This window comes from Streptomyces sp. NBC_00691, from assembly GCF_036226665.1.
Classification (GTDB): Bacteria; Actinomycetota; Actinomycetes; order Streptomycetales; family Streptomycetaceae; genus Streptomyces.
In genome coordinates, this window is the sequence record NZ_CP109007.1 from 4,720,639 (window position 1) to 4,739,661 (window position 19,023).

At 72.3% G+C, this 19,023-nt stretch carries 16 protein-coding genes; 7 read left to right on the forward strand and 9 right to left on the reverse strand.

Annotation, left to right across the window (positions count from 1 at the left end):
- Positions 1–850 precede the first annotated feature (850 nt).
- Both OG392_RS21355 and OG392_RS21360 read left to right on the forward strand, forming a co-directional pair.
- Positions 851–1,468, forward strand: coding sequence for a GNAT family N-acetyltransferase (locus tag OG392_RS21355; protein WP_329281798.1), 618 nt, complete (start codon positions 851–853; stop codon positions 1,466–1,468).
- A 93-nt stretch (positions 1,469–1,561) separates the two neighbouring features.
- Positions 1,562–2,239, forward strand: coding sequence for an NADPH-dependent F420 reductase (locus OG392_RS21360; RefSeq protein ID WP_329281800.1), 678 nt, complete (start codon positions 1,562–1,564; stop codon positions 2,237–2,239).
- On the opposite strand, the gene OG392_RS21365 is transcribed toward OG392_RS21360, so the two are convergent.
- Together OG392_RS21365 and OG392_RS21370 are read right to left on the reverse strand one after the other, a co-directional pair.
- Positions 2,229–2,867 carry a DUF4291 domain-containing protein gene (locus OG392_RS21365; protein WP_329281802.1) on the reverse strand — a complete coding sequence of 213 codons (639 nt, stop codon included), beginning with the start codon at positions 2,865–2,867 and terminating at the stop codon, positions 2,229–2,231. The genes OG392_RS21360 and OG392_RS21365 overlap by 11 nt on opposite strands.
- Before the next feature lie 74 nt (positions 2,868–2,941).
- Positions 2,942–3,382 carry a winged helix-turn-helix transcriptional regulator gene (locus OG392_RS21370; protein WP_329281804.1) on the reverse strand — a complete coding sequence of 147 codons (441 nt, stop codon included), beginning with the start codon at positions 3,380–3,382 and terminating at the stop codon, positions 2,942–2,944.
- A 162-nt stretch (positions 3,383–3,544) separates the two neighbouring features.
- Here OG392_RS21370 and OG392_RS21375 point away from each other — a divergent pair, with 162 nt between their 5' ends.
- Positions 3,545–3,862 carry a DUF6401 family natural product biosynthesis protein gene (locus tag OG392_RS21375; RefSeq protein ID WP_329281806.1) on the forward strand — a complete coding sequence of 106 codons (318 nt, stop codon included), beginning with the start codon at positions 3,545–3,547 and terminating at the stop codon, positions 3,860–3,862.
- 2 nt (positions 3,863–3,864) lie between these two features.
- Here OG392_RS21375 and rarD read toward each other — a convergent pair whose 3' ends face one another.
- Positions 3,865–4,896 (reverse strand): EamA family transporter RarD, encoded by a 1,032-nt coding sequence (gene rarD, locus OG392_RS21380; protein ID WP_329281808.1) that lies wholly within the window; start codon positions 4,894–4,896, stop codon positions 3,865–3,867.
- A 104-nt stretch (positions 4,897–5,000) separates the two neighbouring features.
- Positions 5,001–5,873 carry an SDR family oxidoreductase gene (locus tag OG392_RS21385; protein WP_329281810.1) on the reverse strand — a complete coding sequence of 291 codons (873 nt, stop codon included), beginning with the start codon at positions 5,871–5,873 and terminating at the stop codon, positions 5,001–5,003.
- A gap of 97 nt (positions 5,874–5,970) precedes the next feature.
- Between OG392_RS21385 and OG392_RS21390 the strand changes: the two genes are divergently transcribed.
- The 4 genes from OG392_RS21390 to OG392_RS21405 all read left to right on the forward strand — a co-directional run bounded on the left by OG392_RS21390 (position 5,971) and on the right by OG392_RS21405 (position 11,723).
- Positions 5,971–6,375 (forward strand): winged helix-turn-helix transcriptional regulator, encoded by a 405-nt coding sequence (locus tag OG392_RS21390; RefSeq protein ID WP_329281812.1) that lies wholly within the window; start codon positions 5,971–5,973, stop codon positions 6,373–6,375.
- A 134-nt stretch (positions 6,376–6,509) separates the two neighbouring features.
- Positions 6,510–7,304, forward strand: coding sequence for a hypothetical protein (locus OG392_RS21395; protein WP_329281814.1), 795 nt, complete (start codon positions 6,510–6,512; stop codon positions 7,302–7,304).
- The gene (locus tag OG392_RS21400) at positions 7,301–9,535 is read left to right on the forward strand and encodes a bifunctional serine/threonine-protein kinase/ABC transporter substrate-binding protein (protein ID WP_329281816.1); all 2,235 of its coding nucleotides are present in this window, start codon (positions 7,301–7,303) and stop codon (positions 9,533–9,535) included. The genes OG392_RS21395 and OG392_RS21400 overlap by 4 nt, the downstream gene beginning before the upstream one ends.
- A gap of 4 nt (positions 9,536–9,539) precedes the next feature.
- Positions 9,540–11,723: a bifunctional serine/threonine-protein kinase/ABC transporter substrate-binding protein gene (locus OG392_RS21405; protein ID WP_329281818.1), complete on the forward strand. Its 2,184-nt coding sequence runs from the start codon at positions 9,540–9,542 to the stop codon at positions 11,721–11,723.
- Between the two features lie 62 nt (positions 11,724–11,785).
- Here the strand turns inward: OG392_RS21405 and OG392_RS21410 are convergent, their stop codons facing one another.
- The 5 genes from OG392_RS21410 to OG392_RS21430 all read right to left on the reverse strand — a co-directional run bounded on the left by OG392_RS21410 (position 11,786) and on the right by OG392_RS21430 (position 18,840).
- Positions 11,786–12,838: a 2-oxoacid:ferredoxin oxidoreductase subunit beta gene (locus OG392_RS21410; protein ID WP_329281820.1), complete on the reverse strand. Its 1,053-nt coding sequence runs from the start codon at positions 12,836–12,838 to the stop codon at positions 11,786–11,788.
- The gene (locus OG392_RS21415; protein WP_329281822.1) at positions 12,831–14,768 is read right to left on the reverse strand and encodes a 2-oxoacid:acceptor oxidoreductase subunit alpha; all 1,938 of its coding nucleotides are present in this window, start codon (positions 14,766–14,768) and stop codon (positions 12,831–12,833) included. The genes OG392_RS21410 and OG392_RS21415 overlap by 8 nt, the downstream gene beginning before the upstream one ends.
- 325 nt (positions 14,769–15,093) lie before the next feature.
- Positions 15,094–15,753, reverse strand: coding sequence for a response regulator transcription factor (locus OG392_RS21420; protein ID WP_329281824.1), 660 nt, complete (start codon positions 15,751–15,753; stop codon positions 15,094–15,096).
- Positions 15,754–16,007: 254 nt separating this feature from the next.
- Complete coding sequence (locus OG392_RS21425) at positions 16,008–17,291, reverse strand: sensor histidine kinase (RefSeq protein ID WP_329281825.1); 1,284 nt, start codon at positions 17,289–17,291, stop codon at positions 16,008–16,010.
- A gap of 355 nt (positions 17,292–17,646) precedes the next feature.
- Positions 17,647–18,840 carry a sensor histidine kinase gene (locus tag OG392_RS21430; RefSeq protein ID WP_329281827.1) on the reverse strand — a complete coding sequence of 398 codons (1,194 nt, stop codon included), beginning with the start codon at positions 18,838–18,840 and terminating at the stop codon, positions 17,647–17,649.
- Between the last annotated feature and the right edge of the window lie 183 nt (positions 18,841–19,023).

Genomic DNA, 19,023 nt, shown 5'->3' on the forward strand with positions numbered 1-19,023 from the left:
TGTGCCCACCCTTGACCCGGTGGTGCAGGCCGCCTTTTCACACTCGGAGGGCGGCCGGGGGCGGGGCCGCGCGGGGGGTCCGGGCAGTGGCCACGCGCCGTGGGCGCCTTGCGGGCCGGTGGGGTGGGGCTGGGTTCGCGGTCGGGGTGGACGGGATTCCGTCGACTCGTGCGTGGTGCGCGTTGTTGAGTGGGGCGGCCCGGCTTGGCTTGGCGACTGCCCACCGTCGTCGGGTGGGGTTCAGGCCCCGCTGGTCGCTGTCCGGTGGGTGGTGGGAGCGGGTGGCGAGAGTTTCCTGCACTTCATCGCCCGATAAGGGCGATTCACCCCATTCACCCGTCCCTCCCCGGTGGGTTACTCGGAGTAATGTCGAGTTACTTGCGCTTCGACCCGCCGGGAGTGACCAGCGGGGCTTGAAGCCCCGCCATCAACCGGCTTTTCGTCGCTGAGCGCCGCCCGGCCGCCCCATTCAACGACCGCGCACCCCGTACGAGTCGGCGGATCCCCACCGGCCCCGGCCGCGAACCCAGCCCCACCCCACCGGGCCGCAAGGCGCCCACGGTGAGTGGCCACTACCCGAAGCCCGGCGTGGACCCCGTCCCCCGGACCGCCCTCCGAGAGTGTCTTCGCTCCTGGAGGTGGTGGGTCAAGGGTGGCCGAAGGCCATCGCGCAGCGACGCGACCGCAGGGAGCGCCCTTGACGCGCCGCCGGAAGGAGCGACTCTCGGAAAGAGGGCGGTCCCACCAGAAGCCAACCCACCCGGCCCACCCCCAGGACCCAACACCCGCACCACCACTCCACCCCCACTACTCCACCCCACCCCTCCATCAAGATCATCCGACGTGCAGAATGACCCGTATGCCTACCTCGAACACTCCGAAAGCGGCAATAATCGACGACGCCCCGATGGTCAGCGGCGTCCTGGCGCGTGCCTTCGGCGACGACCCGATGATGCGCTGGTTCTTCCCCCACGACGCCTCGCGTGAGGCCGGGCTCGGGCGGTACTTCACCACCCTCTTCACCCGCCAGTACGGCCTGCACGGCGTCTGCGAGCGCACCGATTCGGCCGCCGCCTTCTGGGTGGCTCCCGAAGGGCAGGACAAGGCCGTCCCCGACGCCGAAACCGTCCAGGAGCTGCAGGCGATCCTCGGTGACCGCGCCGACCTGTTCCGGCAGGCCGTCGAGGCCGCCGCCGGGCACACGCCCCCCGAGCCCCACTGGTACCTCGCCGTCATCGGCGCCGACCCCGCCGCGCGTGGCCAGGGCCACGGCTCCGCGCTGCTGCGTTCCGGCCTCGCCCGGGCCGACGCCGCCGACATGCCCGTCTACCTGGAGTCCTCCAATCCGGACAACCTCCCCGTCTACGGGCACTTCGGCTTCGCCGTCCTCGGCGAGGCCTCCCTGCCCGGCGGTGGCCCCACCCTCTGGGCCATGCGGCGCGCGCCCCGCGACCCGTCCGGCGGCTGACCTTCCCCGAGGGGGTGAAGAGGGCGGCGGTCGCGAGTCGTCCGGCGTAGGGTCGGCATCCCGGCCGCCGTCTCCCTCGGAGGAACGTCCCTCATGAAGATCGCCGTCCTCGGCACCGGCGAAGTCGGCCGCCGACTCGCCACCAGGTTCGCCTCCCTCGGCCACGAGGTCGCCCTCGGCTCCCGTACCGCCGACAACGCCGAGGCCGTCAAGTGGGCCGACGAGTTCGGCGGCGAGCGCGGCGGGCACGGCACCTTCGCCGATGTCGCCGGGCCCGCCGAGCTCGTCGTCAACGCCACCGGCGGTCTCGTCTCCCTGACCGTCCTGCAGTCCGTGGGCGCGGACAGGCTGCGCGGCAAGGTCCTTCTCGACGTGTCCAACGGGCTCGACTTCTCCGAGGGCTTCCCGCCCAAGGTCGTCACCCCCGACGGCGTCAGCGTGGCCGAGCAGCTCCAGCGTGCCTTCCCCGAGACGCGGGTCGTGAAGTCGCTGAACACCATGACCAACACGGTCATGGTCGAGCCCGGTCGTGTCCCCGGCCACCACAACGTCTTCCTCAGCGGCGACGACGAGGACGCCAAGGCCGTCGTCGCCGGTCTGCTCGGCTCCTTCGGCTGGTCCCCGGACCGGATCCTCGACCTCGGCGACCTGACGAGTGCCCGCGCCACCGAGCAGCTCGTGCAGCTCTGGCTGCGGCTCTACGGGATGCTCGGCACCGGCGACTTCAACTTCTCGGTCGTCACCGCGCCGGCCCCGGCACCTACCGCCTGATCTCCTGCGGACGCTGTCCGCGCAGGTGGTCCAGCAGGCCCGCGGGCTCCGGGTACGGCTCCTCGCGCGGGAGCAGGAGCCGGGCCGCTTCCAGGTCGCCCGAGCGGACCCGTTCATGGACCCGGTGCGCGAGGGGGGTCACGTCGCGTACGGAGACCGTCCACTCGTCCGCGTACCGGCGGGACGCCTCGCCCGTAAGGCCGAGCTGGAGCGAGCGGTACGGGAGTGCCCGGAGGTGCGGATCGCGCTCCGGGTCCCACTGGACCCGGGCCGGTGACTGCCGCAACTCCCTCTTCCAGGTGGCCTGGTCGGGGTGGAACCCGCGCTCGTAGTGGGAGAGGCAGGCGTTCCGCAGGGCCCATTCGAAGCCCTCGCGGGTGATCTCCACGGCGAGGACGGTCTCCTGGCCCTCTTTCTCGCCCCAGCCCGAGCGGTACATCATCCACAGGAACGACGGCTTGATCCATGTCATGCGGTCCCGCTTCCAGACGGCCGGAAACCGTCCCTCGCGGGCGGCGGGCAGGCCGATCTCGGGCCGGTACGCCTGGTAGACGGTGACCGTACGGTCGGTGTGGAGCGCGCGGATCCGGTACTTCGGCTCGTCGATGGCCGACTTCGTCTCTTCCATGCCACGAGGATGGGCGATGGCCGTGGGCGGTGCCACTGGTTATCCGCGGGCCGGGGCCGCTGCGTACGGGCCCCTCAGGACACCGCCGCCGCCTCGCGGGTGTCGTACTCCTCCCGTGCCGCCGCGACCTCGTTCTGGTGCTGCTCGGTCCAGGTGACGAGGGAGCGGATCGTGGTGTGCAGCGTGCGGCCCAGGGGCGTCAGCTCGTACTCGACGCGGGGCGGGACGACCGGGTGGACGGTGCGCTTCACGAGGCCGTCGCGTTCCAGCTGGCGCAGGGTCACGGTCAGCATGCGCTGGCTGACGCCGTCGATCGCGCGCTTGAGTTCGGTGAAGCGCAGCACCCGGCGGTCGAGGAGGGCGATGACGAGGAGCGACCACTTGTCGGCGACCCGGTCGAGGATCTGCCGTACCTCGCAGTCCTCCCGTGTGTCCCACTGGAAGGGGTCGGGATCCCCGTCGTCCCCGTACGTGCCCGTGCAGTGACTCGGCGGCTTCGACGTGGCTTCTCGCATGGCACCCGATGGTTCCGCAGGGTGGGGTCGGTCACAAGAAGGAACCGACCTCCTGGGTCGGTATCCGGCCACCCCCGTGGGACTTTCGGAGGCCCCGGACGTCCTGGACGCTGCGACCAAGGTCACGGCCTGGATGCCCCCGTACGCACCTAATGTGGAGGGATGAACGATTCGCCCGGCTGCCCGCTGTTCGAGGTCGCCGCCACGTATCTGCCCCGGCTCTCGGAGATGACCTCCGAGCCGGGGCTCGCGGCCGCCGTCGACCAGCACGCCGCCGCCGTGTGCGACGCCCTGATCCCGGCCCAGCGGGGGCCGAGGGCCCGGACCGTCCGGCGGGAGGAGCTGGCCGACTACGTCCTCGGGTTCACCGACTGGCTGACCGGGGCCGACTGGACCGAACCCGTCGGCCACGACTTCGCGACCCTCCGTCTGACGGCGGTCTGCTGGCTGATCCGGGAGCACGACCTGCTGGACGCCTGAGGTCAGGGTGCCTGCCGGGCGGGGGTCCCCGCCGCGGGTGCCGCGGCGGGCTCGACCGCTTCGGCCCCGACCGCTTCGGCCCCGACCGTTCCGGGTTCCGCCACCGCCACCGCCTCGGCTGTCGCCTTCGCCGCCTCCATCGCCGCCCTGCTCCGGCGGGCCGTGCGCAGGGCGTCCCAGGTGAGGATGGTCAGGGCCAGCCATACGAGGGAGAAGCCCGCCCAGCGCTCCGGCGGCATCTCCTCGTGGAAGTAGAGGACCCCGAGGAGGAACTGGAAGGTCGGCGCCAGGTACTGGAGGAGGCCGAGCGTCGACAGCGGTACGCGGATCGCTGCCGCCCCGAAGCAGACGAGTGGCACCGCGGTGACGATGCCGGTGGCGGCGAGCAGGGCCGTGTGTCCGCCGCCGTGGGAGCCGAAGGCGAGGGTGCCCTGGCTGCCGAGCCAGACGAGGTAGCCGAGGGCCGGCAGGAACTGGACGGCGGTCTCGGCGGCGAGCGACTCCAGGCCGCCGATGTTGACCTTCTTCTTCACCAGGCCGTAGACCGCGAAGGAGAAGGCGAGGGTCAGGGAGATCCAGGGTGGCTGCCCGTATCCGATCGCCAGGACGAGGACGGCGGCGAAGCCGATGCCGACGGCCGCCCACTGCGCGGGGCGCAGTCGTTCCTGGAGGACGAGGACGCCGAGGGCGATGGTGACGAGCGGGTTGATGAAGTAGCCGAGGGACGCCTCGACGACATGGCCCGTGTTGACGGACCAGATGTAGAGGCCCCAGTTCACCGTGATGACGGCGGCGGCGACGGTGATCAGGGCGAGCTTGCGCGGGCTGCGGACGAGCTCGCGGATCCAGCCCCAGCGGCGCACCGCGAGCAGGGCGACGCCGACGAAGACCAGGGACCACACCATGCGGTGGGCGAGGATCTCGACCGATCCGGCGGGCTTGAGAAGGGGCCAGAAGAGCGGGACCAGACCCCACATTCCGTAGGCGCCGATCCCGTAGAGCAATCCTGCTCGTTCCTCGTTCTCCGTCTTCACCGGACCTCCCGCCCTGTGCCGCGCTGTCCTGTCGAAGGTAGCGCCGCACGGGGCGGGTTGTCATGCCCGTACCGCTATACGGTCATGACCGCGGGAGGTGGCGGTCAGGAGCGGGTCAGGGCTTCCTTGATCGTCACGGCGATCGGGGTGGTCGGGCGGCCGATCAGGCGGGCCAGGTCGCCCGTCCGGCGGGCGAGCGCGCCGTGCTCGACGGCCCGGTCGACGTCGACCAGGATCTCGGCGAAGGGGGCCGGGACGCCGGCGCCGGTGAGGATCGCGAGGTGCGCCTCGGCGGGCACGTTGCTGTACGTGATCTCCTGGCCGGACTGGGCGGCGATCTCGGCCGCGTACTCGGCGAAGGACCAGGCGGTGTCGCCGCTCAGCTCGTACGCCTTGTTCAGGTGCTCCTCGGCGGGGCCGGCCAGGACGGCGGCCGCGGCGGCGGCGTAGTCGGCGCGGGTGGCGGAGGCGATCCGGCCCTCGCCGGCGTTGGCGACGACGGCGCCGTGGGCCAGGACGGGGGCGAGGTTCGCGGTGTAGTTCTCGGTGTACCAGCCGTTGCGGAGGAAGGTGTACGGCAGTCCGGAGCCGAGGATCAGCCGCTCGGTGACCTTGTGCTCGGCGGCCAGGTCGAAGTCGGCCTCGTCGCCGCCGAGGATGCCGGTGTACGCGAGCTGGGCCACGCCCGCCGCCTTGGCGGCGTCGATCACGGCGGTGTGCTGGGCGACGCGCTGCCCGACCTCGCTGCCGGAGATGAGGAGCACCCGGTCGCCGGTCTCGAAGGCCCCGGCCAGGGTCTCCGGCTTGCTGTAGTCCGCGATCCGCAGCTCTACACCGCGCTCCGCGAGGTCGGCGGCCTTCGCCTTGTCGCGGACGACGGCGACGACGGACTCGGTGGGGACGGTGGGGTTCGAGAGGAGGGCGTCGATGACGAGACGGCCGAGCTGGCCGGTGGCTCCGGTGACGACGATGCTCATGGTGCGTCCTTTTCCCGTGGGGTGCGATGGGCGATGCACTCACCGTACGTCGGGCGCTAACCAAAAGAAAGTACCCACTTTGAGGTAAGGTACTGGCATGGCAGTAAGTGCGCGAGCCGAGAAGCCCGACGTGAACCAGCAGATGTGCCCCTCGCGGCTCGTCCTGGAGCACGTCACCAGCCGCTGGGGCGTCCTGGTCCTGGCTGCCCTCCTGGAGCGCTCGTACCGTTTCAGCGAGCTGCGCCGGCACATCGGCGGCGTCAGCGAGAAGATGCTCGCCCAGACGCTCCAGACCCTGGAGCGCGACGGCTTCGTCCACCGCGACGCCAAGCCCGTCATCCCGCCCCGCGTCGACTACAGCCTCACCGAACTCGGCACCGGCGCGGCCCACCAGGTCTGGGAACTGGCCCGCTGGTCGGAGCGCAGGGTCGTGGAGGTCGAGGAAGCCCGCGTCCGGTACGACGCGTCACGTCGCGAGCCCGCCACGAATCCGTCCCAATGATGTTGTAAGCGCGGCGAGTTGTCGGTGCCGGGCCGTACGATCTGCTCACCGTTCGTGGGGAAACCGTGAGGGACCGTGGGGGAACTGTGGCGTACGGGGACCGAAGACTGTGGCGTGCCTGCTGTGTCGTACTGGTGGGCGGACTGATGGCCGCCGGCTGCACCAGCGGCGGGGAGAAACCCGACGGCAAGGGGAGTACGGGAAAGACGGCGGCCCCGACCAAGGCCCCGACCACCGCACCGACCGTGACGGCCGCACCGACCGAGCTCGACTTCACGCCGGACCCGAAGCGAGCGCCGAAGACCGAGGCGGAGGCCAGACGCATCGCCCTGGCCGTCGTCGCGGGGCCCGACGCCTGGGCCCCGGGCTACGTCAAGCGCACCCCTCACCTCAGCGACCCGGACTACTGGCCCGTCCTCGGCGACACCTGCTCCTGGGAGACCGGGACCCGGCCGGCCGACGTCCTCGCCAGTGTGACCGCGTACAGCGAGCTCCCCGCCGTCGGCGGCAAGGGTGTCCTGCGGGTCGCCGCCACCGTCACCGTGCACCGCACCGAGTCCGACGCCGACTGGGAGATGGCCTCGACCCTCGAAGAGGCGCTGCGCTGCCCCGATCAGAAACTCCGCGACGGCGAACGGATCACCGAGCTCATGTCGCTCGGCAACCCCTTCGGCGTCGGGGGCAACGCCACCGCCGACGACTCCCTCCGGGAAGGCGGCTCCTACGTCAACGACGCGGTGAAGGGCAAGCAGTTCTACAGCTGGTACCAGTCCCGGATCGGACAGGTCACCGTCGCCACCGTCGTCAAGGGAGCCCCCGGCTACCGCGAGATGAACGACGGCACGACCACCGGCACGAGCCAGGCGCAGGTCCGGGCGCTCGTCACCATGCTCGAACGCGCCAAGGATGAGCTGGAGGTCCAGTCGTGAGCCCCACCGCCCCGCAGTCCCGGCCCGAGCCCGGCGCCCTCCAGCCACTGCTGCCCTCCGATCCGTCGGCGATCGCCGGATACCGGCTCCTCGGCCGCCTCGGTGCCGGCGGCATGGGCGTGGTCTACCTCGGCCGGACCGCCGTCGGCGAACTCGCCGCCGTCAAGGTCACCCACGCCGACCAGGCCGACCAGCCCGACTTCCGGGCCCGGTTCCGCCGCGAGGTCGAGGCCGCCCGCCGGGTCTCCAGCCCCTGGGCCGTACCCGTCATCGGTGCCGACCCGGACGCCCCCGAGCCGTGGATGGCCACCGCCTTCGTCGCGGGACCCTCCCTCGGCGAGGCCGTCACCGCGCACGGCCCGCTGCCCGAGCGGAGCGTCCGCCTGCTCGGCTGGTCCGTCGCCCGCGCCCTCGCCGCCGTCCACGCGGCCGGGCTCGTCCACCGGGACGTCAAGCCCGGAAACGTCCTCCTCGCCGTCGACGGCCCGCGCCTCATCGACTTCGGCATCGCCCGCGCCACCGGGGAGACCGCGCTCACCGCCACCGACATGATCGTCGGCACCCCCGGCTTCCTCGCCCCCGAGCAGGCCGAGGCCCGCGTCGACGCGATCGGCCCGGCCGCCGACGTCTTCGCGCTCGGCTGCCTCCTCGGGTACGCGGCCACGGGCCGCCCGCCCTTCGGCACCGGCGCGGTCGACGCCCTGATGTACCGGACCGTCCACGACGAGCCCGACCTCACCGGTGTCCCCGACGAGCTGCTCGACCTCGTCCGGGCCTGCCTGGCCAAGGACCCGGGCGCCCGGCCCACCGCGGCCGAGATCGGCGTCCGGCTCGTGGAGGACAGCCCCGGCGACGGCGTCGACTGGCTGCCCGCCCCCGTCGTCCGGACCATCGCCGAACGCTCCGCCCGGATGCTCGCCCTGCCGGAGATCGACGTCACCGAGTCGGGCGGCAGCACAGGCCAGGCCGCCCCGGAGAAGAGCAGACGCGGCTTCCTGCTGCTCGCCTCGGGCGCCGCCGTCCTGGCCGTCGGCGGCGGCGCGGCGGCCGTCTGGGCGGGGCGCGACGACGAGCCGGACGGCAAGAACGGCGGCAAGACGGCCGCCCCGCCCCGCACCAGCTGGACCATCGGCGTCCTCGCCGACCTGTCCGGCCCGGCCAAGGACATCGGCCGGGCCCAGGAACGCGGCGCCCGCCTGGCCGTGGAGCAGTTCAACGCCCGCAAGGACAAGCCCTTCACCCTCGGCCTCAAGGTCGTCGACGACCGGGGCGACTCGGCCCGGGCCCTGGCGACCGCCAGAGCCCTCACCACCGACCCCGGGGTGCTCGCCGTCCTCGGTCCCACCACCGATGCCGTCGCCCAGGCCGTCGTCCCCGCCTTCGAGGAGGCCGGGATCCCCCTGATCACGGTCTCGGCCGGATACAACCTGCTCACCCTCCGAGCGGGCACCGCGCAGAACGAGACGGTCCTGCGCGCCATCCCGAACCACATCAGCGCGGGCACCCACCTCGCCTTCGCGGTCACGCTGCTGCCCCGGATCCGCCGCCCCGGGGTGCTGGAGGACCGGACCGAGGACCACTACAGCTGGCAGGTCACCGGCGGCGTGCGCTTCGGCTTCGGGCAGGCCGGCATCACCCCGCACTACCGGGTCGTCCCGGCCCACGCGCGCGCGTACCGCCGCGTGCTCGGCGAGATGATCGACGCGGGCATCGACGCCTACATCCACTGCGGTGTCACCGAGACCGCCGTCCTCGCCGCCCGTGCGCTCAACGAACTCGGCTTCACCGGCCCGAGGTTCACCGGGCAGGCTGTCTTCGGCCAGGATTTCCTCCGGCAGGCCGGGGCCGCCGCCGAGGGATGGTTCGTGTGCGCGCCCGTCGCCGACCCGGCCGTACAGAAGACGGCCGCAGCCTTCAGCGCCGCCCATCGCAAGCGGTACGGCGCGGCCCCCGCGTACTACGCGGGCGAGTCGTACGACGTGGTCACGATGACCATCGCGCAGCTGACGGCCCAGGCGAAGGCCGGCGGCAAGCCCGCGCGCAAGGGGCTGTGGGCCGCGCTGCGCAAGCAGAACTACAAGGGCGCCATGGGTGGTTACAACTTCACCGAGTCGGGCGATCTGGGCATGGGGGGCACCTTCGTCTTCGCGGTGCAGAACGGCGCGTACAAGGCGATCGGCTCCGCGCCCCTGCTGCCGCACAAGCCCGAGAAGAACGACGAGAAGGCCTGAACTCGTGCAACCGCTGCGCAAGGCCGACCCGTCGACGATCGCCGGATACCGGCTCCTCGGCCGTCTCGGCGCCGGCGGCATGGGCGTGGTCTACCTCGCCCGTACCGCCGGCGGGACGCTCTCCGCGCTCAAGCTCATCCGGGCCGAGCACGCCGCGGACCCCGGTTTCCGGGAGAGGTTCCGTCGCGAGGCCGTGGCCGCCGAGCGGATCACCGGCCGCTGGGTCGTCCGCGTCCTCGGCTCCGATCCGGAGGCCCGGGAGCCGTGGCTGGCGACCGAGTTCGTGCCGGGCCCCTCGCTCGCCGAGGCCGTCGCGCTGCACGGTGCCCTGCCCGAGCCGACCGTACGGGCCCTGGGCGCCCGGCTGGCGTCCGCGCTCGACGACATGCACGGGGCCGGGCTCGTCCACCGGGACGTCAAGCCCGGGAACGTCCTCCTCGCCCTCGACGGTCCCCGCCTCATCGACTTCGGCATCGCCAGGACCGCCGGGGCGACCGCGCTGACCGCCACCGACGCCATGATCGGCACGCCCGGCTTCCTCGCCCCCGAGCAGGCCAGGGCCGCCGGGGCGGGCGAGGTCGGGCCCGCCAGCGACGTCTTCTCGCTCGGCTGCGTCCTCGCGTACACGCTGACCGGTGAGCGGCCCTTCGGTACGGGCGGGGTGGCGGCCGTCGTCTACCGCACCGTCCACGAGGAACCCGACCTCGACGGCGTACCGTCCGCGCTTCTCCCGCTGGTCGGCGCCTGCCTCGTCAAGGACCCGGCGGACCGGCCCACGGCGGCCGAGGTACGGGCCTCGCTGGGCGGCGGGGACGGCCCGGCGGGGGACTGGCTGCCGCCCGGCCTGCCCGCCCTCATCGCCCAGCGCTCCTCACGGGTCCTGGACCTACCCGTCGCCGAGCCGACCATGCTGGTGGACCCCGGGCAGCCCCGGGCGATGTCGCGGCGGCGCGTCCTCGTCGCGGGATCGGCCGCCGCGGTGGCGGGAGCCGGCGGTCTGACCGCCTGGCTGCTGAGCCGCACATCGGGCGGCGCCGGCCCGGGAACGGGCGGCACCGCCGCCCCGCTCGCCACGTACACGATCGGCGTCCTCACGGACCTGAGCGGCCCCACCAAGGCCGACGGCCGCGGGCAGGAACGCGGAATCCGGCTGGCCGTGGAGGAGTTCAACGCCCTCCGCGACCGCCCCTTCGACGTGCGCCTGCGGGTCGAGGACGACGCCGGGAAACGGGACCGCGCCAAGGCCGGGGCCCTCGCCCTGCTGAAGGTCCCCGGGCTGGTCGCGGTCCTGGGGCCGACGCTCACACCGACCGCCGTCGCCGCGGGAGACGAACTCGCTTTCAGCGGGGTGCCGTTGGCGAGCGTGGTCGCCGACGTCCCGGCCGGTCAGATCAAGGGTCAGGAGACGAAGACCAACTACATCCAGCCGCGCACGATCCAGGACATGATGACGGTCCCCTTCGGCCGCTACCTCACCGAACACGGGGCGGTGCGGACCGCCGTCGTGGAGGACCGGGCCGGGGGCGAGTACAGCTGGTTCGCCGTCAAGAACATGAAGGAGTACCCGCCGTCGGGCGAGAAGGGCGGGGCCGTGACCGCCCACGCCGTCGAGGCGGACAGCGAGGACTTCGGCGCCGCCGTGAGGGCCGCCCTCGCGACCGACCCGCAGGGCGTGATGTACGTGGGGACGTCACCGCGCCGGGCCGCCCTGTGTGCCAGGGCGCTGCGCGACCAGGGGTACCGGGGGCCCCGCGGCAGCGTCGAGCACGTGCTCCAGCCGGAGTTCCTCACCGTCGCCGGCGCGGCCGCCGAAGGCTGGTACTTCGGTACGGGCTATGTCGACCCCGACGGGCTTCCGAAGGCGAAGCGGTTCGCCGTCGCGTACCGCAGACGCTGGGGTCTCGCCGGTACGGCACCCGTCGACCGGTTCGCCACAGAGGCGTACGACGTCGCGAACTGGACGTTCCAGGCGGTGCGCACGGCGGCCGCGAACAACGCCGAATCGGTGACCTCGGGCGTCCGGAACAGCCTGCTTCAGACTCCGTACCAGGGGCTCGCCAAGACGTACTCGGCCCAGGCGAACAAGGACACGCCCACCGCGTTGCTGGGCCTGTACCTCTGGCAGGTGAAGAGCGGGGTGCCCCGCTTCCTCGGGTCCTTCGACGAGGCGGCACGCGCGGGGACGTGACGCGGCCGGAGCGCACGGAGGGCCCGGTCCGCCGGTGCGGACCGGGCCCCGTCGCGATCGCTCTAGCCGACGACCGTCCACGTGTCGTTGCCCGCCAGCAGCTGGCTCAGGTCGCCCTTGCCGTGCCGTTCCAGGGCCGTCTCCAGCTGGTCCGCCATCAGGGTGTCGTACACGGGCCGTTCCACCGACCGGAACACCCCGATGGGCGTCTGGTGGAGGGTGTCCGGGTCCGCCAGGCGGGAGAGGGCGAAGGCCGTGGTGGGAGTCGCGGCGTGGGCGTCGTGGACCAGGATCCGCGACGCGTTCTCCGGGGTGACCAGGACGACCTGGAGGTCGCCGGTGACCGGGTCGCGGAGGACGCCCTTCTCGTTCTCGGCGCCGAAGCGGATCGGCTGCCCGTGTTCGAGGCGGATGACCGCTTCCCTGGCCTGGTCGTTGTCCTTGAGGACCTCGAAGGCGCCGTCGTTGAAGATGTTGCAGTTCTGGTAGATCTCGACGAGCGCCGTGCCGTTGTGGTCGGCGGCCTGCCGCAGGACCTCGGTGAGGTGCTTGCGGTCGGAGTCGACCGTGCGGGCCACGAAGGAGGCCTCCGCGCCGAGGGCGAGCGACACCGGGTTGAAGGGCGAGTCCAGGGAGCCCATCGGCGTCGACTTGGTGATCTTGCCGACCTCGGAGGTGGGGCTGTACTGGCCCTTGGTCAGCCCGTAGATCCGGTTGTTGAACAGCAGGATCTTGAGGTTGACGTTGCGCCGGAGGGCGTGGATGAGGTGGTTGCCGCCGATGGAGAGGGCGTCGCCGTCGCCCGTGACGACCCAGACGGACAGGTCGCGGCGGGAGGTGGCGAGGCCGGTCGCGATGGCCGGGGCGCGGCCGTGGATCGAGTGCATCCCGTAGGTGTTCATGTAGTACGGGAAGCGGGAGGAGCAGCCGATGCCGGAGACGAAGACGATGTTCTCCTTCGCCAGGCCCAGCTCGGGCATGAAGCCCTGGACGGCGGCCAGGACCGCGTAATCACCGCAGCCGGGGCACCACCGCACCTCCTGGTCCGACTTGAAGTCCTTCATGGACTGCTGCGCCTCGGCCCTGGGGACTAGGTGGAGGAGGGACTCACTCATCGATGGCCTCCTTGAGAGCTGCGGCGAGCTGCTCGGCCTTGAACGGCATGCCGTTGACCTGGGTGTGGCTGCGGGCGTCGACGAGGTACTTCGCCCGGACGAGGGTGGCGAGCTGGCCGAGGTTCATCTCGGGCACGACGACCTTGTCGTACCGCTTCAGGACCTCGCCGAGGTTCTTCGGGAAGGGGTTGAGGTGTCTCAGATGGGCCTGGGCGATGTGGCCGTTCTCCCGGCGGATGCGGCGGACGGCCGCCGTGATCGGTCCGTAGGTGGAGCCCCAGCCGAGGACGAGGGTCCGTGCGCCGTCCGGGTCGTCGACCTCGATGTCGGGGACGTCGACGCCGTCGACCTTGGCCTGCCGGGTGCGGACCATGAACTCGTGGTTGGCGGGGTCGTACGAGATGTTGCCGGTGCCGTCCTGCTTCTCGATGCCGCCGATGCGGTGTTCGAGACCGGGGGTTCCGGGGACGGCCCACGGGCGGGCCAGGGTCTCCGGGTCGCGCTTGTACGGCCAGAAGACCTCGGTGCCGTCGGCCAGTTCGTGGTTCGGTCCGGTGGCGAACCGCGTCCGGAGGTCGGGGAGTTCGTCGACATCCGGGATGCGCCAGGGCTCGGAGCCGTTGGCGAGGTAGCCGTCGGAGAGCAGGAAGACCGGCGTGCGGTACGTGAGGGCGATCCGGGCCGCCTCGATCGCCGCGTCGAAGCAGTCGGCGGGCGTCTTGGGGGCGACGATCGGGACCGGCGCCTCGCCGTTGCGCCCGTACATCGCCTGGAGCAGGTCGGCCTGCTCGGTCTTGGTGGGCAGGCCGGTGGACGGGCCGCCGCGCTGGATGTCGACGATCAGCAGCGGCAGCTCCAGGGAGACCGCGAGCCCGATCGTCTCGGACTTGAGCGCCACGCCGGGTCCGGAGGTGGTCGTCACGCCGAGCGCGCCGCCGAAGGCGGCCCCCAGGGCGGCGCCGATGCCGGCGATCTCGTCCTCGGCCTGGAAGGTGCGGACATCGAAGTTCTTGTGCTTGCTGAGCTCGTGGAGGATGTCCGAGGCCGGGGTGATGGGGTACGAGCCCAGGTACAGCGGCAGGTCCGCCTGGCGTGCGGCGGCGATCAGGCCGTACGAGAGGGCCAGGTTCCCGGAGATGTTCCGGTACGTGCCGGTGGGGAAGGCCCGGGTCGCGGGGGCGATCTCGTAGGAGACGGCGAAGTCCTCGGTGGTCTCGCCGAAGTTCCAGCCGGCCCGGAAGGCGACGATGTTCGCCTCCGCGATGGCGGGCTTCTTCGCGAACTTCTGCCGCAGGAAGGTCTCGGTGCCCTCGGTCGGCCGGTGGTACATCCAGGAGAGCAGCCCGAGCGCGAACATGTTCTTGGAGCGCTCGGCCTCCTTCCGGGAGAGACCGAAGTCCTTGAGGGCCTCGACGGTCAGCGTGGTGAGCGGCACCGGGTGGACCCGGTAGCCGTCCAGCGAACCGTCTTCGAGCGGCGAGGTCGCGTATCCGACCTTCGCCATGGCGCGCTTGGCGAATTCGTCGGTGTTGACGATGATCTCGCCACCGCGCGGCACGTCCCCGATGTTGGCCTTGAGGGCGGCGGGGTTCATCGCGACCAGCACGTTCGGGGCGTCGCCCGGCGTCAGGATGTCGTGGTCGGCGAAGTGCAGCTGGAAGGACGAGACGCCCGGCAGGGTTCCGGCGGGTGCCCGGATCTCGGCCGGGAAGTTCGGCAGCGTGGAGAGGTCGTTCCCGAAGGACGCCGTCTCCGAGGTGAAGCGGTCACCTGTCAGCTGCATGCCGTCACCGGAGTCACCCGCGAAGCGGATGATCACCCGATCGAGACGGCGTACTTCCTTCTCGGTGCCGTGGTGCGGCTTCGCCGGGGCGCTGCGCTGCTCCCCGAGCAGGGCCTCACCGGCCTCGCTACTGACCTGGCTGGTCACTGAACTGGACCTCCCTCGCGGCAAGGGGACTCTCCGCCGGAGGCGGGAGAAGGCTCGGGATGCGGTCGGCCGATCACCGTCCGTCCCGAGGCCCACCCTACGACGGTAAGGAGGGCCCTCCCGGGACTTCTCACATCATGGACCTCTTTTTGAGACGCCCTCTTGCCCTGAATTGTCACGTTCTGTCGCCACCCGGAGTGTTCCGGAAAGCCGGATTCCGCCTCATTCTCTGGACCTGGGGCCCCTGGAGGGCCCGTACCGGCCGCCATCCGGGGTGCGACTCCCGGACGGCGGCTCCCACGTCATCTGACAGGGTGTCAGATGATCAGGATTTCAGATACGTCAACACCGCCAGTACCCGTCGGTGATCGCCGTCACTCGGTGAGAGACCCAGCTTCAGGAAGATGTTGCTGATGTGCTTCTCCACCGCGCCGTCGCTCACGACCAGCGCCTTCGCGATCGCCGAGTTGGTCCGGCCCTCCGCCATCAGACCCAGGACCTCCCGCTCGCGCGGCGTCAGGTTCGCGAGCACGTCCTGCTGACGGCTCCGCCCCAGCAGCTGCTGCACGACCTCGGGGTCCAGCGCCGTACCGCCGCCGGCGACCCGCACCACGGCGTCCACGAACTCCCGGACCTCCGCGACCCGGTCCTTCAGCAGATACCCGACCCCCCGGCTGGAACCGGCCAGGAGTTCGGTGGCGTACTGCTCCTCCACGTACTGCGACAGCACGAGCACACCGAGTCCCGGATGCTCCTTGCGCAGCCGCACGGCCGCGCGGACCCCCTCGTCCGTGTGCGTCGGCGGCATCCGCACGTCGGCGACGACGACATCCGGCAGCGCGCCCTCCGCGGCGAGCCCGGCCACGGTCTCGACGAGCGCCTCACCGTCCCCCACGCCGGCGACCACGTCATGCCCGAGATCGGTGAGCAGCCGGGTCAGTCCCTCCCGCAGCAGCACGGAATCCTCCGCGATGACCACCCGCACGCGCCCGACCCCTTGATCCACACCCACGCCCAACAGCCCCCATGCCTTCTTGCCCGAGTACTTCCCACGACTCGGCCAGCATCGCAGGGTCGCCTCGCGTTGTACTCATATCCGGGAGGAGGCCTGTCACATCCCGGGAGGCCGCCCACACCCGCGCCACCCGCGCACGCCGCCGTGCGCGGGTGCCCGAGGGCCCCCGCGCACGGCGGCGCCCCGGAGCCCCAGGGCCCCGGGGCGGCGAGCCCGGCGCGGCCTCACGCCCGCCAGGGCAGCTCCACCGTCACCGTCGTGGGACCGCCCTCCGGCGAGTCCACGGCGAGCACCCCGTCGACCGCCCCCACCCGGTCGGAGAGCGAGGACAGGCTCCGCCCGGTCACGACATGAGCCCCGCCGACCCCGTCGTCCCGCACCTGAAGCATCAGCCGGTCGCCGGTGCGCCACACGTCCACCCAGGCCCGCCGCGCCCGCGCGTGCGTCGTGACGTTCCGCAGCAGCTCCGAGACGGTGAAGTACGCGATGCCCTCGATCGCGGCGACCGGCCGCGCCGGCAGATCGACGTCCACCGACACCGGGACCACGCACCGCGAGGCCACCGCCGACAGCGCCGCGTCCAGACCCCGGTCGGTGAGGACCGCGGGGTGGATGCCCCGGGCGAGGTCCCGCAGCTCCTGGAGCGCGAGCTTCACCTCGCCGTGCGCCTCGTCGACGAGTACCGCCGCCGCCTGCGGGTCCTTCGCGAGCTTCTCCTTCGCGAGCCCGAGATCCATGGCGAGCGCGGCGAGCCGGGCCTGCGCCCCGTCGTGCAGATCGCGTTCGATGCGCCGCAGGTCCGCCGCCGCGGTGTCGACGACCACGCCCCGGTCCGACTCCAGCTCGGTGACGCGGGAGGCGAGCCGGGAAGGGCCGAGGAGCCCGGCGACGAGGAAGCGGTCGACGGCGACGAACCCGCGCAGGAGCCAGGGGCCGGCCATCACGAAGAGCAGCCCGACGAGACTGGTGACGGTGATCTCGAAGGGGGAGTCGAGGTAGAGGTCGTGGGTCCCGTCGCCGTACAGCTGGATCCCGTCCTGCCCGAGGTACGCGGGGAAGGTCCACTTCCACAGCGGATACGTGAAGAGGCTCCAGCCCCAGGCCCAGAAGGCCACGGTCACGGAGAACGAGACGATCGCCCACGGCATGTGCACGATCGCGTACAGCAGGTGCCGCCAGGACGCCCCGCTCTTCAACATGGCACCCATCCAGGAGAAGGCCCCGCCGGTCCGGCCCCGCACCGGTTCGGGCGCCCGCACGTCGACGTCGAGCAGGGCACGTGCCCGGGCCCGCTCGACGGCGCCGAAGCCCCGGCACATGGCGAGCGCCCCGGCGAGGATCGGCACGCCGAGGAAGGTGATGAGCAGCCCGGCGCCTGCCGAGACGAAGGCGATGGAGAGCGCGAACCAGCAGACGCTCAGCGGAAGCCCGATCAGGACGTAGAGCAGCGCACGCCACGTGCGGCCCTCGAACGGCGCGCGGATCGCGGCGGGGAGGTGGGAGGCCATCGCTGGGTCCTTCTCTGCTCAGGGAGGGGGCGGGCGGTACGTATCCCAGGGTTCCGCCTCGGGCCTCCCGGGACCATGAGGCGGGTGGGCGTCCGTGTGCGGGGGTTTTCCCTACCCCGGGGGTACGGGAACGGGGTACGGGCGCGGGGTACGGGAACGGCGTACGGGCGCGGCGTACGGGCGCGGGATGCGCGAGGTCCGGTGCCCGCTCAGGGCGGTCCGGCTCGGCGACGGGCCGCCACGCCGAACGGGCCGGCGGGGGAGCGAACGGTGTTCGCTCCCCCGCCGGCCCGCGCACGCGGCCACCCGTGTCCGGCCCCGCACCCCGCCCAGGTGCCCGCGGCGGCCCGGGCGGTCACGCCCCCGGGCGGGCCCGCCACGGCAGTTCCGCCGTCACCGTCGTCGGACCGCCCGCCGGGGAGTCCAGGACGAGCAGGCCGTCGACCGCCCCGAGCCGTTCCGCGAGACCCGCGAGGCCCGTGCCGCCGTCGAAGCGGGCCCCGCCCGCCCCGTCGTCCCGAACCTGGAGCAGCAGCCGGTCCTTCGCCCGCCACACCTCCACGGACGCCGACCGCGCCCGCGCGTGCTTCGAGACGTTCTGGAGCAGCTCCGAGACCGTGAAGTACGCGATGCCCTCGATCGCCTCCGCCGGCCGCTCCGACAGATCCACCGTCACCTTCACCGGCACCGTGCAGCGCGCCGACACCGACGACAGCGCGGCGCTCAGCCCGCGGTCGGTGAGGACGGCCGGGTGGATGCCCCGGGCGAGGTCCCGCAGCTCCTGGAGCGCGAGCTTCACCTCGCCGTGCGCCTCGTCGACCATCGCGGCGGCCGTCTCGGGATCGTCGAGGAGCTTCTCCTTCGCGAGGCCGAGCCCCATCGCGAGCGCCACGAGGCGCGCCTGCGCCCCGTCGTGCAGGTCCCGTTCGATGCGCCGCAGGTCCGCCGCCGCGGTGTCGACGACGACACCCCGGTCCGACTCCAGCTCGGCGATCCGCCGCTCCAGTTCGTCGGAGGGGGAGAGGAGACCGCGGACCATGCCGCGGTCGGCGTTGGCCATGCCCCGCGACAGGAAGGGCAGGACGGGCCAGAGCACGATCAGGGAGACCAGCGCGATCGTGAACGTCACGATCCCCCAGGGCAGCCGGATCAGCCCGTACAGCTGCGTCCGCCAGGCCACCGGGTCCTTGAGCGTGCCCCACAGCCAGCCGAAGAAGCCGCCGCGCGACGGCAGCGGGGACGGTTCGGCGATCTCGACCCCGAGCAGCCCCCGGGCCCGCGCCCGCTCCGACCGGCCGATGAGGCGCGCGCCGCCGAGCCCGAGGGCGAGCAGCGGGAGCCCGATGACGGTGACGGACAGGCCGACGCCGAGGAGCACGCTCACGACCGCGTAGACGAAACCGGCCAGCGCGGTGAAGAGATTGGAGAGGAGGAAGACGATCTCCTTCCAGGTCTCCTTCCCGTAGGCGGTGCGCCGGGGCGGGCGGGGACGCGGGGGCGTGGTGACGGCGGCCACGGAGGACTGGGCGGGATCAAGATCGGCGGTCATGCTCTCCAGCCTGCCGGTCGGGGGCCGCGCGACGCCATGGGGGAGGTGGGTGAGCGGCAGGGGGGATATCCCCACCAGGGGCCTGCCCGGCTCTCCGACGGGGCCGTACGAGGGCGGCACGCGAGTGGCCCGGGCCCGTGCGAGAACTCGCCGGAACCCTGTACTCGCGCGGTGTGGGCACCG